The sequence below is a fragment of the Pararhizobium sp. A13 genome (genome assembly GCF_040126305.1).
In the GTDB taxonomy this organism is placed as follows: domain Bacteria; phylum Pseudomonadota; class Alphaproteobacteria; order Rhizobiales; family Rhizobiaceae; genus Pararhizobium.
In genome coordinates, this window is sequence record NZ_CP149510.1 from 135,604 (window position 1) to 148,025 (window position 12,422).

Genomic DNA, 12,422 nt, shown 5'->3' on the forward strand with positions numbered 1-12,422 from the left:
CCCCCTCTGTCACTCCGTGACATCTCCCCCTCAAAGGGGGAGATCAGCCGCCAGCCTCTGAGCTCATAAGGGAATAGAATGATCTCCCCACTCGTGGGGGAGATGACAGCGAAGCTGACAGAGGGGGCGTCCTTGCTCAGTCCCTCATGACCTCAACGCAACTTCACCCGCGTCGTCGGGACGCCATGCGGCGCCAGCACCGGTACGAAGACACGCCGGGAGGCGCGGGCTGCCACCGGCAGGCCCTGGTAGAGCCGTTTCTGGGCCTCGACGATGATGACGCCGGAAAACACCGGCCAAAGCGACCGGCCGAGCCGCTCGAAGGCGCTGCGCAGTTTCAAGACCATTTTCAGCTTGGAGGGCGGGAAGAACAGCGCATCGGCGGATGCGCCGGGCGTGAAGTTGGTCTCGCGCAGAAGCGCCGTCAATTGCCCGCGCGAATAGGGCCGGCCGGAGCCGAAGGGCGTATGCTCCATGCGGGCCCAGACGCCGCGGCGGTTCGGCACGACGATGACGAGGCGGCCCCCGGGTGCAAGGACGCGCCAGAGCTCCTTCATCGTCTCGCGCGGATTTTCGGCGAATTCCAGCGAATGCACCATCAGCACCCGGTCGACAGACGAATCGGGCAAGGGCAGTTCCTCGTCGAAGATCAGTGCCGTCGAGGACAGTTCCGCGACCGGCCAGTTCACCGCTCCCTGCCCCGCGGGCATGAAGGCGAAGGTCCGCTCCGTATCGGCGCGAAAACGGTCGAGATAGGGTACGGCATAGCCGAGCCCGACCAGCCGCTCCTCCGGCAGCCGCGCCCAGACGGACGACAGCGCCATGCTGATCGACTGTTCGGCAAAATGCCCGAGGCCGGAATGATAGAACTCGCGGAGGTCGACAATATCTGCGTGCATGACCACCATGTTAGTCTGGAACGGGTGGACTTCAAGGCGTCCCTCACTACATTTGCGGTAACGACCCGTCTCTGCAGGAGCCATGTCATGGCCAATCTCGAACTCGACCTCTTTCTGTGCCGCACCGACAATTTCGGTGTGCTGGTCCATGACCCTGTAAGCGGCGCAACCGCCTCCATCGATGCGCCGGAAGAACAACCGATCCTCGGCGCGCTGAAACGGCGCGGCTGGACATTGACGCATATTCTGACGACCCACCATCACCCGGACCATGTATCGGCGAACCTGGCACTGAAGGAGGCGTTTGGCGTAACGATCATCGGGCCGGAGAACGAGGCGAGCAAAATCCCCGGCATCGACCGCACGATCGGCGACGGCGGCCATTTCGATTTTGCCGGCCACAGGGTCGATGTCTTCGAGACGCCGGGGCATACCGCCGGGCACATCTGCTTTCACTTCCCCGAGGACAAGCTCTTGTTTTCCGCCGACACGCTGTTTGCGCTCGGCTGCGGTCGGCTGTTCGAGGGCACGCCGGCACAGATGTGGACGTCGCTGCAGAAGCTGATGACGCTGCCGGACGACACGACGGTCTATTTCGGTCACGAATACACGCAATCGAACGCCCGTTTCGCGCTCACCGTCGATCCGCAAAACGACGCCTTGAAAAAACGCGCGGCCGAGATCGACGCCGTCCGTGCAGAGGACGAACCCACGGCGCCAACGACGCTCGGGCTGGAGAAGCAGACGAACCCCTTCCTGCGGCCGCACGATGCCGGAATACGGGCACATCTGGGCATGGAAAAAGCGTCCGACGCCGAGGTCTTCGCCGAAATCCGCAAGCGCAAGGATAATTTCTGATGGATGTACAGTTGCCACTCTCCGCCGAGGCGATCATCGAGACGCTGAAGATGCAACGCCATCCCGAGGGTGGCTGGTACATCCAGACCTTCAAGGATGAGGCGGGCGGTGCGCGCGGCCATTCCACCGCCATCTACTATCTGCTGGAGCGCGGTGAGCGTTCGCACTGGCACCGTGTTCGGGACGCGGTCGAGGTCTGGCATTTTTATGCCGGTGCGCCGCTGGCGCTCACAATTGCCGAGAATGGCAAGCCGGCGACGAGCGTCACACTCGGTGCAAATATTCTGCTGGGTGAACGGCCACAGGCGATCGTGCCCGCCGACTGGTGGCAGTCTGCGACCTCGCTCGGCGCATGGACGCTGGTTGGCTGCACCGTATCGCCGGGTTTCGATTTTTCCGCCTTCGAAATGGCGCCGCCGGACTGGCAACCGCCTGCGACGTGATCTCTATTCCGCGGGCTGCGCAGCTGCCCGATCGCGGAAAATGACGTCCTTGGCTGCAAGAACGGCGCCACCGGTCACGAACAGGCAGGCGAGTGCAATGCGCCAGGACGGCTCGGCAAAGCCGAACACGATGAGGACGAGCGTGGAAAGAACCGGAGCCGCATAGCTGGCGACGCCGAGAATCTGGATATTACCGTTCTTGACGCCGTAATCCCAGGCGTAGAAGGCAGCGCCGACCGGCAGGAGCCCGAGGCCTGCAACGGCGATCCATTGCGTTGCCGTCTCCGGCCAGACGGTCGTTTCCAGGCCGAGGTGGCAGAGGAACGACAATGCCGCCGTCGCCAGGCAGAAGCCGGTGACGACATCCGTCGAGACGGCATCGAAGCGCCGCGTCAACAGCGAGTAGCCCGACCAGGTGAAGGCGCAGGCGAGCGCTGCGCCATAGCCCATGGCATAAGCGTCATCAAACTGAACCCCATTGCGGGCGACGATCAGGATGGTACCGGCAAGGCCGCATAGCGCGCCGGCAATGTGATACCAGCGCAGGCGCTCGCCCGGCAGCAGCGCCGAGCCGACGACGATAAGCAAAGGCCAGAGATAGGCGATGAGCCCGGCCTCGACCGCGGGCGCGTTTCTGAGTGCCGTGAAATAGAGGAAGTGATAGCCGAACAGCCCGGCAATACCGACGATCCAGACTTTTGCCGGCTGTTTCAACAGCGCAAGCCGCTCCGGCTTCAGCGCCAGCACGACGATACCCGGCAGGCTGCCGATGGAAAAGCAGATCGCCGACAGCTGGAAGGGCGGCATGGTGCCTGAGGCGGCCGTGAACAAGGCCAGCAGTGACCACATCAGGATCGCAGAAAAACCGATCAGCGTTGCCTTGACCTTCATGCGCCTGCCCCCGCCTTTACAGAATCGTCAGCCCCCGAATTTGGTGGCCCAGACTGTGACTGGCCCGAGCCGCGTCGGGATCCGGACATAGACCGGAGCATATACATTCACCGCATCAGACTTGGCAAACCAGATTTCCATTGTATCCAGCTTGCGCAGGTAATCGACGTCCTCGCGCCCCTTACGGTAGCCGGATCTCGGCACGAATTTGATGCCGCAGACGATAACGTTGCCTTCGAAGCCCTCGGTCTTGAACGGTTTCGTGCCTTTAGCCGAGAGTTTCAGGTCCATCCGTGATTCGCCGTCGAAGATCGGCACGCTCTTCGGGCAGACGCGGGTGTCCGCGGGAAAAATCAGGCCGGAAAGCGGATCGACGACGTTGCGCATGTCGGCCTTGGTGACCGGCACCCAGTTTTTCGGAATCCGGCGGGCCGGCTTCATGGAGGCCGACAGGACGTTCCCGTTGTTGAAACGGACGTCAATCGCCCTGCCCTTCTTGCCCGTCTGATAGCGCACCCGATATTCCGAAGCGCTTAGACGATCTCGTCCGACGACGCCGGAAACGGAAGTTTGACCAGAGGTCTGTGCGAAGATGTCGGCGAGGCCGGCCGAATTCATCGTGCCGGAGATCGTGTAGCGATCGGCCTTGAATTCAGAGTGAAACGACGCCCTGGCAATCGGCAGGCCGGCCAGCGAAATGCTGTAATCCGTGTTGTGCTTCAGCTCGACGGCCTGAGCCAGACCTGTGGAAAACGTCGTCGTGACGAAAGCCAGAAGCGCCGAGATACCGATGCGCCAGTTCATTCCGCAAGCCCTTCCATTTCCCATTTACGCAACCGTCGCAGATACGGCGGGTTTGCGGCATTTCTGCGCCGCGCGACCTGCATTTGCCACAAGCTTTAACCCACCGCGCAGCAAAGTGGAATTGCGCCGGTCAAAGATGTATATGAACGCTGCCAACCACAATCGAAGCTCTCCCGGCCTTGTAAAACCGGCGTGGATTTCAAGAGTTTTCCCGGAAAACGAAGGTTTGGCTTGACGGCGCGGCTCTGTCTGACTATAGAACCGCAACTTTCCAATCATGGCCAACGGAATGCGGCCTGGGCGCTTAGGCCCGCTAACGCATGGACCGAAGCCGAAAAGAAAAATAGGTGCATCATGTCCCGTAGTTGCGAATTGACCGGCAAGGGCGTCCAGTCGGGCAACAATGTGAGCCACGCAAACAACAAGACCAAGCGCAAGTTCCTGCCGAACCTGTGCAGCGTCACGTTGATCTCCGACGCGCTTGGCCAGCGTTACCGTCTGCGCGTTTCGGCTGCAGCCCTGCGTTCGGTCGAACATCGCGGCGGCCTCGACGCTTTCCTGCTCAAGGCTGACGAAACCGAACTGTCCATGCGCGCTCGTCTGCTGCGCCGCCAGATCGTCAAGAAGACGGCTGAAGCAGTCGCTGCTTAATCAGCAGATTGCGCATCCCGATTTGAGAGGCTTGCCTGGGTGACCGGCGAGCCTTTTTCTCGTCTGACGTTTCAGTCAATCTTCGCTAATCTTGCCGGGCTTAAACGCGGCGAAATCGCGAACCCATGTTCCTCCAACTGGTGGCATACCCCAGGATAAAAAAATGCTGACAAACCGCACGTTCCTGATCTATGTCGCGCTGATGACCGCCGTCGTCGTGGCGTCCAATTTCCTCGTCCAGTATCCCCTGCCCGGCTCGATCGCCGGCATGCAGCTGGGCGATCTCCTGACCTGGGGCGCATTCAGTTATCCGATCGCCTTTCTGGTCACCGACCTCACCAACCGCCAGTTCGGACCGCAGACCGCCCGCAAGGTGGTGATCGCCGGCTTTGCCGTTGCCATCCTCTTATCGGTGCTGATCGCCACGCCGCGCATCGCAATCGCATCCGGCTCGGCCTTCCTGCTCGGCCAGTTCCTGGATATCTCGGTGTTCAACAAGCTTCGGGCGCAGAGCTGGTGGCGCGCGCCGCTGATCGGCTCGCTGTTCGGCTCGTTCCTCGATACGGCGATCTTCTTCTCCTTCGCCTTCGCCTCGTTCTTTGTGGTCTTCGGCCCGAACGACCCGTTCGCCTTGGAAAATGCGCCGATCCTCGGCGTCATGACGGCCGAAGCGCCGCGGTGGATTTCCTGGGCGCTCGGCGATCTCGGCGTCAAGATCATCGTGGGCCTCGCCATGCTTTTGCCCTACGGCGCCCTGATGAGCGTCATCAAGCCGATGCCCGCCTTGAAGGCGAGCGCCTGAAACGAGCGCAATTCTCCGGGAGATACAGACCCCTGTCACCATTGTTGGCAGGGGTTTTTCTTGCCAATGTTCACTGAACCAGGCGGAATTCCAGCATCAGGTTGCGCTCGAGGATCGAGTGATTGTCGTCGGAAACGATGATAACGTGGATGTCGCCGCCGGGCTCCACGACAATATCCAGGCCTTCCATGTTGTCGATCTGATAGCCCATGTCCGCCTGCAACAGGATCTCGCCGTCAACCGCGGCGCCCGGCTTGATGTCATCGCCCTTGATTCGGCGTATCTGCATGCCGATGCCTTCGGCGAAACTGAAGCGGCGCTCCAAGAGCAGAAGATCGCCGTTCGGCAGGAACGCGCCGTCGGTAACGGCGAAGGGTTTTTTCTGAACGACGCCGAAGACGCCCTTGCGCGGGCCGTCGAGAACGGCTGCATAGATATGCGCAGCCTTGTCCAGACTGAGCTCCGAAACGACCACGGCGCCACCGGCAAGCGGGCTTTCCTTCGGCGAAACGGCGATGGTTTCAAGCCCTCGATTGCTGCGCAGGGATTTCGGCGGAATGAACGTGGGGAGCGTCGCGACCGGGCGCGACCGCGCAAATCCAGGGTCGGGATAGACCTCGACGAGATTCATCTGCTCGATGCCGACTAGCGCCTCGCCGTCGCGCAGCGCCAATCCCTCGCTGTCCATGTCCCCCTTTACCTGCTCGGACCGGCCATGGGGATCGATCATCGATGTCACGGTCAGATCGCTCACTCCTGCCAGCCGGCCTTGCCCGTCACGGGCGATTTCGCCCTCGACCCAGTGGCCGGTATCCATGACGGCGAGGAAGGATTTCCGGTCCGGCCGGAAGCGGATCGAGGAGATTGCGCCCAGCAAGGCGTTGCTCGACGACATCTCGATGCCGCCGATGAATTCCAGCTTTCCGAACAGTTTCTGGTCCGAGCCGATCTTGAAATTCCCCATCTGCCGGCTTGCCACCGGGACGCTTTCCTGCGCCGGGAGGGACGCGGCGGCGGCCGGAATCACGGCGAGAGTGAGGGACAAAACGGCGGCCCTGATCAGTATCGCTTTCAATAGGATTCCTTCCGGCAGGCCGGCCCGGAGCATGCAATGTTGCTCCTCGAAAACTCAAATAGACAATGCACAAACAAAGCCGGGGCTGCTCGCCGCCCCGGTCAGGAAATGTCTCAGCCAGCGCGCCGCATCGACCCGCCTCGCCGCCTCGAGCTTTCGTCATCAAACAGCGAGGCGAGCTGCTCCGTCATCGCACCGGCCAGTTCGTCGGCATCCACGATCGTCACCGCCTTGCGATAGTAACGCGTCACATCATGACCGATACCGATCGCCAGCAGCTCGACCGGCGAACGTGTCTCGATCTGCTCGATGACGGCGCGCAGGTGGCGCTCCAGATAATTGCCCGGATTGACCGACAAGGTCGAATCATCGACCGGCGCCCCGTCGGAGATCATCATCAGGATACGGCGCTGCTCGGAGCGGCCGAGCAGCCGGTTGTGCGCCCAGATCAGCGCCTCGCCGTCGATGTTTTCTTTCAGCAGCCCTTCGCGCATCATCAGGCCGAGATTGCGGCGGGCGCGGCGCCATGGGGCATCCGCGGACTTGTAGACGATGTGGCGCAGGTCGTTGAGGCGGCCCGGCGTCTGCGGCTTGCCACTCGCCAGCCACTTTTCGCGCGACTGCCCGCCCTTCCAGGCCTTGGTGGTAAAGCCGAGAATCTCGACCTTGACGCCGCAGCGCTCCAGCGTGCGGGCAAGGATATCGGCGCAGGTGGCGGCAACCGTGATCGGCCGGCCGCGCATCGAGCCGGAATTGTCGATCAAGAGCGTCACCACCGTATCGCGGAAATTGGTGTCCTTCTCGCGCTTGAAGGAGAGCGGCTGCATCGGATCGATGATCATGCGCGTCAGGCGCGCCGAATCGAGATAGCCCTCTTCGAGGTCGAATTCCCAGGAGCGATTCTGCTGCGCCATCAGGCGGCGCTGCAGCCGGTTGGCGAGACGCCCGACGGCACCCTGAAGATGGGCCAGCTGCTTGTCGAGGAAGGCGCGCAGACGGTCGAGCTCGGCCTCGTCGCAGAGTTCCTCGGACGAGATGATCTCGTCGAATTCCTCGGTGAAGACGGTGTAATCGACCTTCTCGTTGAAATCGTCGAAGGGATGGGCCGGTCGCTTGACCTCGCCGGGCGTCTCGCTGTCATCCTCGCCGTCATCCGACATCTCGTCTTCGGAGATCTCGGCGCCGTCCATCTCGCCTTCGTCCATCTGCTCGTCGGCAGATTCGTTCTCGTCGGCGGGGGCGGCGTCGGAGCCGGCATCCTCGTCGGAGCTGTTTTCATCCTGCTCCTGGCTGCGCGGCTGGTCCTCGTCGGTCTGGGTATCCTGATCATCAGGCTCGACGTCATCGTCGCCGTATTTCTCCGCAACGTCCATGGAGGTCAGCATGTCGCGCACGACGCGGGCAAAGGCCTGCTGGTCGTTGACGGCGGCCGGCAGGTTCTTCATGTCGGCGGCGGCTTTTTCCTCGATGAAATCGCGCCAGAGGTCGAGCACCTTGCCAGCCGAGGCGGGCGGCTTCTGGCCCGTCAGCTTCTCGCGCACGATCAGCGCAATCGCTTCCTCCAGCGGTGCATCCGCCTGCCGGTCGATATTGCCGAAATTGGCCCTGGCATATTTCTCTTCGAGCATGGAGGTGAGGTTGCTCGCGACCCCGGTCATCCTCAGCGAACCAATCGCTTCGACACGCGCCTGCTCCACCGCATCGAAGATTGCCCGCGCATCCGCCCCCTGCGGCGACATGGTCGCATGGACGCGCTGATCGTGGCAGGCCTTGCGCAACGCCATGGAATCGCCGAGCCCGCGCGTTACCGCAAGTTCCTGCCGGGTCGGGCGCTTGGAGATTTCCGGCAGCCGCACACGTTCGCCGGCAAGGCCGGGACGCTCGTTGGCAAACACCACCTCGATTTCGGCGTCGCCGGCGATCGAGCGGATGCAGCCGGTCAGCGCGCGGCGGAACGGTTCGACATCGACGACGCCCGTTGGCCTTGCTTTCGAATTGTCGCCGCGGCCCGACATGGATCAGGCCGTGGCTTCGAGCACGATATTGGCAGCGCTTTCCTTCAGCTCGACACCGAAGGCGCGCTGATAATGTTCGGCGACCAGAGGCCGCTCGAGCTCGTCGCATTTGTTGAGGAACGTGATGCGGAAGGCAAAGGCGATATCGCCGAAGATATACGCGTTTTCTGCCCAGGTGATGACCGTACGCGGGCTCATGACTGTCGACAGGTCGCCATTGATGAAGGCGGCGCGGGTGAGGTCGGCGACGCGCACCATCTTCGAAACCGTTTCGCGGCCCTTGTCCTTGGTGAAGCCCTTGACCTTGGCGGCGACGATGTCGACTTCGTTGTCATGCGGCAGGTAGTTCAGCGTGGTGACGATCGACCAGCGGTCCATCTGCGCCTGGTTGATCTGCTGTGTGCCGTGATAGAGGCCGGTCGTATCGCCGAGGCCAACGGTGTTGGCCGTTGCGAACAGCCGGAAGGCCGGATGCGGGCGGATGACGCGGCTCTGGTCGAGCAATGTCAGGCGGCCGGACGATTCGAGCACGCGCTGGATGACGAACATCACGTCCGGGCGGCCGGCGTCGTATTCGTCGAAGACGAGCGCGACGTTGTGCTGGTAAGCCCAGGGCAGGATGCCGTCCTTGAATTCGGTGACCTGCATGCCGTCCTTGACGACGATCGCGTCCTTGCCGACGAGATCGATACGGCTGACATGGCTGTCGAGGTTGACACGCACGCAAGGCCAGTTGAGACGCGCTGCGACCTGCTCGATATGGGTCGACTTCCCCGTGCCGTGATAACCGGACACCATGACACGGCGGTTGTGGGCAAAGCCTGCGAGAATGGCGAGCGTGGTTTCGCGATCGAACAGATAGTCCGGATCGACGTCCGGCACATAGGCATCGGCCTTGGAATAGGCCGGAACCCTGAGATCGGTATCGATACCGAAAACGTCACGGACGGAAACTGTCGTATCGGGAAGGTTGGAAATATCGAGGTCTACCTTGCTCATCATGTCTCCAGCACGGAAGCCCCTTGATTTTTCTCGTGGGGGGCGTCGCGTCTATGCCTTTTAAATGTGTGACCGTAATAAAACGGGTTACTAGCAGAAGCCAGCCTGTTTTAACAATTGATATGCCTGGATCACGGCGCGAAAACGCTCTTCCGAGCCTCTGTCTCCGCCATTTGCATCGGGGTGATGCTTTTTTACAAGCTCTTTGTAGGCGGCCTTGACGTCGGCGGCTGTGGCATTGGCATGCAGGCCGAGCGTATCGAAGGCCTTGGCCTCCAGCGTCTTCAGCTTGCGCAGGCGCGGTTCCTGCCGGGCGGCGCGGGTGCGCGCCTGGTCGACGAAGCCGAACGGATCGCGCATGCGGGCCTGCGCCCCGGCTGATCCCGACCGCATCTGCGACTGCGCCGGACCGTTCTTGGCATTCTTGTTGACGCCAACCGTCCAGGTCGGGCGATGTCCGGTCAGGGCTTCCTTCTGATAGCGCGCGATCTCATTGTCGGAAAGGCCGGAAAAGTAGTTATAGCCCTTGTTGTATTCCTTGACGTGCTCGAAGCAGAACATGAAATATTCGTTCTCGGCATTGCGCCCCACAGGCGCGCGATGCACAGCATTTTCCTCGCACCCGTCCCACTGGCATTTGGGGGCCATCGATTCCGGTTTCTGGTTCACCTTGCGGCGGGTCCGGATGCCATCGAAGTATTTTGAATCGAGTTTCATGGCGCTAATTATGGGGTGTTGTGGGCACCACAACAAGAATTGACAAATCGGAATGTTGCTGGCTTTGTGAAACCATTTTGCACCGAGCAAAAAGCAATCCGGGACGGATCTTTCGGCTGCGGTCAACGCACCGGAAAAGCCAGAGAAACGGGGCTAAAACATGTCGCTTCAAAGCCGCATCGAAACAAAACTCAAGGCGGCCTTTGCACCCGAACGGCTGATCGTCATCAATGAAAGCCACCTGCACGCGGGCCATCAACCGGATTTCCACGGCACCGGCGAAACCCATATGCGCGTGCGCATCGTCTCGAGCGCCTTTATCGGCATGAGCCGCGTCGCCCGCCACCGGGCCATCAACGATCTCCTGAAACCGGAATTCGACGCCGGGTTGCATGCACTTGCGGTCGAACCCGCTGTTCCCGGGGAAACAACACGCTGGTAACGGGCGTGCTAACCCTGTCGCTATGCCTGACTGAACCCACCAGACTCGACGCTTGCCGAATTTGACGGTTTTCGGTCCCGCACCTACAATTGTAGCGGGTGAAAAATGGACGGATCTCGTGGTCCGTTGAAATTGCGACATACGGAAAATTTTCATCTTTAAGGCGCAGCCGACCACAGGTTGTCCGGCCGGCCTTGTTTTTTGGGGTCAAGACTATGCTCAGGAGGTTTGGGCTTGTCGCGGCGTTTGTCGCCGCGTTTTTATCAATGGATTACGCATCGGCATCGACGCCCCCAGGCAAACGCGTCGCGCTGGTCATGGGCAACAGCGCGTATCAGCACGCGGTTGAGCTGCCCAATCCGAAAAACGACGCCAAGTTGATGTCGGAGACGCTGCGCGCTGCGGGGTTTACCGTACTTGACGGGGAGAATCTCGACAAGGCGGCGATGACGGCGCTGGTCGATCAGTTCACCGAGATCGCCTACGACGCAGAGGTTGCGATCGTCTACTATGCCGGCCACGGGCTGCAGGTGGACGGCCGAAACTATCTCGTCCCGATCGACGCACAGCTGGAAAAGGCGGCGCAGCTTCAGACCCGCACCATTCCGGCCGACAAGGTTCTCGGCGCCCTGCCGCCGGATCCGGCCGTCAGCATCATCATTCTAGACGCCTGCCGCGACAATCCGCTGGCCCGCTCGCTGGCAAAGGTGCTGCCGGCCAGCCGCTCCGCCTCGATGGGCGTCGGCCTGGCGCCGGTGCAGGCCAATGGCCAGAGCACGGGTTCCGGCGGACTGCTGATCGCCTATGCGACCGATCCAGGCGCCGTCGCCTATGACGGCAAGGGCATCAACAGCCCCTACACGGCAGCCCTTGCACGGCACCTGACGACGCCGGGGCTGGAAATCCAGAGCGCCCTGACACGGGTGCGGGCCGACGTATCGGAAGCAACGGGGGGCGCGCAGCGTCCATGGCACAATGCCTCCCTCTCACGCGAAGTCTTCATCGGCGGCGATGCCTCGGCGCAAGCGGCACAGACCCCGGCGACGGACGTCAAAGCCACCGCAAACACCAGCGCCTCGTCCGACAAGACCGACGTCAACTGGACCGTCGAGCAAAAGCTCTGGGAAGAAGCCTCTAAGCGCAACACCGTGGCGCATTACGAACTCTACCTGCAGCAATATCCGAACGGCAATTTCGCCACGCTTGCCAAGCTCAATCTCGACCAGTTGAAGACGGTGACCACAACCGACGTTGCGTCGGTGGCCCCTGCCGGCGAAGCAAGCGCATCGGCATCGCAGATCAGAACTGCCGTTGCCGTTCCGGACGACGTCAAGCTGACTGTCGGTACGCCGGAAACGGAAGCCGCGCTGAACCTCGACAAGGGCGCCCGGATCGACCTGCAACTGCGGCTCGGGGCACTGGGCCATGTCACCGGCGGTGCGGACGGCGCACTCGGTGCCAGGTCACGCGGCGCGATCGGCGCCTGGCAGCGCCAGAACGGGCTTGTCGAAACGACCTACCTGACACAGCAACAGCACATGTTCCTCGTCGTCCAGACCGACCCGATGATGCCGCAGATTCGCGCGCAGTATGAGGCGCAGAAGAAAGCAGCCACAGCGCTTCGCAAGGCGCAGACCCCGGCGCGCCAGAAAGTGGTGGCGCAGCAGCGCGTCAAACGGCAGCGGCAGCAGCCGGAAGACACATTCGAAGGTCCGGTTGAACGCGGCAGAGGTGGAATGGACCCGGCGGGTGCTGCATTCGCCGGCGGACTGCTCGGTGGCGCCCTTGGCGGGATCATCGGCAACCGCTGAACCGGGCCCGACCCT

General features: G+C 61.8%; 14 protein-coding genes. 7 read left to right on the forward strand and 7 right to left on the reverse strand.

What is annotated here, in order from left to right:
• Positions 1-152: 152 nt before the first annotated feature.
• The gene (locus tag WI754_RS00660; RefSeq protein WP_349435653.1) at positions 153-899 is read right to left on the reverse strand and encodes a class I SAM-dependent methyltransferase; all 747 of its coding nucleotides are present in this window, start codon (positions 897-899) and stop codon (positions 153-155) included.
• 87 nt (positions 900-986) lie between these two features.
• On the opposite strand from WI754_RS00660, the gene gloB reads away from it, so the two are divergent.
• Together gloB and WI754_RS00670 are read left to right on the forward strand one after the other, a co-directional pair.
• Positions 987-1,757: a hydroxyacylglutathione hydrolase gene (gloB, locus tag WI754_RS00665; RefSeq protein ID WP_349435654.1), complete on the forward strand. Its 771-nt coding sequence runs from the start codon at positions 987-989 to the stop codon at positions 1,755-1,757.
• Complete coding sequence (locus tag WI754_RS00670) at positions 1,757-2,200, forward strand: cupin domain-containing protein (protein ID WP_349435655.1); 444 nt, start codon at positions 1,757-1,759, stop codon at positions 2,198-2,200. Before gloB ends, WI754_RS00670 begins: the two co-directional genes overlap by 1 nt.
• A 3-nt stretch (positions 2,201-2,203) precedes the next feature.
• On the opposite strand, the gene WI754_RS00675 is transcribed toward WI754_RS00670, so the two are convergent.
• Together WI754_RS00675 and WI754_RS00680 are read right to left on the reverse strand one after the other, a co-directional pair.
• On the reverse strand, positions 2,204-3,091 hold the full coding sequence (locus WI754_RS00675) for an EamA family transporter (protein ID WP_349435656.1): 888 nt from the start codon (positions 3,089-3,091) through the stop codon (positions 2,204-2,206).
• 27 nt (positions 3,092-3,118) lie between these two features.
• Positions 3,119-3,895: a DUF3108 domain-containing protein gene (locus tag WI754_RS00680; RefSeq protein WP_349435657.1), complete on the reverse strand. Its 777-nt coding sequence runs from the start codon at positions 3,893-3,895 to the stop codon at positions 3,119-3,121.
• On the opposite strand from WI754_RS00680, the gene WI754_RS00685 reads away from it, so the two are divergent.
• From WI754_RS00685 to WI754_RS00695, 3 genes are all read left to right on the forward strand, one after another.
• Positions 3,882-4,130: a hypothetical protein gene (locus tag WI754_RS00685; RefSeq protein ID WP_349435659.1), complete on the forward strand. Its 249-nt coding sequence runs from the start codon at positions 3,882-3,884 to the stop codon at positions 4,128-4,130. The two genes, WI754_RS00680 and WI754_RS00685, sit on opposite strands and share 14 nt — an antisense overlap.
• A 119-nt stretch (positions 4,131-4,249) precedes the next feature.
• Positions 4,250-4,546, forward strand: coding sequence for a 50S ribosomal protein L28 (rpmB, locus tag WI754_RS00690; RefSeq protein WP_026203698.1), 297 nt, complete (start codon positions 4,250-4,252; stop codon positions 4,544-4,546).
• Positions 4,547-4,709: 163 nt separating this feature from the next.
• Positions 4,710-5,348, forward strand: coding sequence for a queuosine precursor transporter (locus tag WI754_RS00695; protein ID WP_349435661.1), 639 nt, complete (start codon positions 4,710-4,712; stop codon positions 5,346-5,348).
• 70 nt (positions 5,349-5,418) lie between these two features.
• On the opposite strand, the gene WI754_RS00700 is transcribed toward WI754_RS00695, so the two are convergent.
• The 4 genes from WI754_RS00700 to WI754_RS00715 all read right to left on the reverse strand — a co-directional run bounded on the left by WI754_RS00700 (position 5,419) and on the right by WI754_RS00715 (position 10,163).
• A complete protein-coding gene (locus WI754_RS00700; RefSeq protein WP_349437682.1) occupies positions 5,419-6,414 on the reverse strand; it encodes an esterase-like activity of phytase family protein in 996 nt (331 codons plus the stop codon).
• Positions 6,415-6,536: 122 nt separating this feature from the next.
• Positions 6,537-8,438 (reverse strand): cobaltochelatase subunit CobT, encoded by a 1,902-nt coding sequence (gene cobT, locus WI754_RS00705; protein ID WP_349435662.1) that lies wholly within the window; start codon positions 8,436-8,438, stop codon positions 6,537-6,539.
• 3 nt (positions 8,439-8,441) lie between these two features.
• Entirely contained in the window at positions 8,442-9,437 is a 996-nt protein-coding gene (gene cobS / locus WI754_RS00710) for a cobaltochelatase subunit CobS (protein WP_018327789.1), read from the reverse strand.
• Between the two features lie 90 nt (positions 9,438-9,527).
• Positions 9,528-10,163, reverse strand: a complete 636-nt coding sequence (locus WI754_RS00715) for a DnaJ domain-containing protein (RefSeq protein ID WP_349437684.1) — start codon at positions 10,161-10,163, stop codon at positions 9,528-9,530.
• A 151-nt stretch (positions 10,164-10,314) separates the two neighbouring features.
• On the opposite strand from WI754_RS00715, the gene WI754_RS00720 reads away from it, so the two are divergent.
• Together WI754_RS00720 and WI754_RS00725 are read left to right on the forward strand one after the other, a co-directional pair.
• On the forward strand, positions 10,315-10,596 hold the full coding sequence (locus tag WI754_RS00720) for a BolA family transcriptional regulator (RefSeq protein WP_112847049.1): 282 nt from the start codon (positions 10,315-10,317) through the stop codon (positions 10,594-10,596).
• 266 nt (positions 10,597-10,862) lie between these two features.
• Positions 10,863-12,407: a caspase family protein gene (locus WI754_RS00725; RefSeq protein WP_349435663.1), complete on the forward strand. Its 1,545-nt coding sequence runs from the start codon at positions 10,863-10,865 to the stop codon at positions 12,405-12,407.
• The last annotated feature ends 15 nt before the right edge of the window (positions 12,408-12,422 follow it).

What these genes read in the sequence shown, in the direction of transcription:
- WI754_RS00660 (WP_349435653.1), bottom strand. Translation starts at nt 899, where the DNA reads ATGCACGCAGATATTGTCGACCTCCGCGAGTTCTATCATTCCGGCCTC.
- gloB (WP_349435654.1), top strand. Translation starts at nt 987, where the DNA reads ATGGCCAATCTCGAACTCGACCTCTTTCTGTGCCGCACCGACAATTTC.
- WI754_RS00670 (WP_349435655.1), top strand. Translation starts at nt 1,757, where the DNA reads ATGGATGTACAGTTGCCACTCTCCGCCGAGGCGATCATCGAGACGCTG.
- WI754_RS00675 (WP_349435656.1), bottom strand. Translation starts at nt 3,091, where the DNA reads ATGAAGGTCAAGGCAACGCTGATCGGTTTTTCTGCGATCCTGATGTGG.
- WI754_RS00685 (WP_349435659.1), top strand. Translation starts at nt 3,882, where the DNA reads ATGCGCCAGTTCATTCCGCAAGCCCTTCCATTTCCCATTTACGCAACC.
- WI754_RS00680 (WP_349435657.1), bottom strand. Translation starts at nt 3,895, where the DNA reads ATGAACTGGCGCATCGGTATCTCGGCGCTTCTGGCTTTCGTCACGACG.
- rpmB (WP_026203698.1), top strand. Translation starts at nt 4,250, where the DNA reads ATGTCCCGTAGTTGCGAATTGACCGGCAAGGGCGTCCAGTCGGGCAAC.
- WI754_RS00695 (WP_349435661.1), top strand. Translation starts at nt 4,710, where the DNA reads ATGCTGACAAACCGCACGTTCCTGATCTATGTCGCGCTGATGACCGCC.
- cobT (WP_349435662.1), bottom strand. Translation starts at nt 8,438, where the DNA reads ATGTCGGGCCGCGGCGACAATTCGAAAGCAAGGCCAACGGGCGTCGTC.
- cobS (WP_018327789.1), bottom strand. Translation starts at nt 9,437, where the DNA reads ATGAGCAAGGTAGACCTCGATATTTCCAACCTTCCCGATACGACAGTT.
- WI754_RS00720 (WP_112847049.1), top strand. Translation starts at nt 10,315, where the DNA reads ATGTCGCTTCAAAGCCGCATCGAAACAAAACTCAAGGCGGCCTTTGCA.
- WI754_RS00725 (WP_349435663.1), top strand. Translation starts at nt 10,863, where the DNA reads ATGGATTACGCATCGGCATCGACGCCCCCAGGCAAACGCGTCGCGCTG.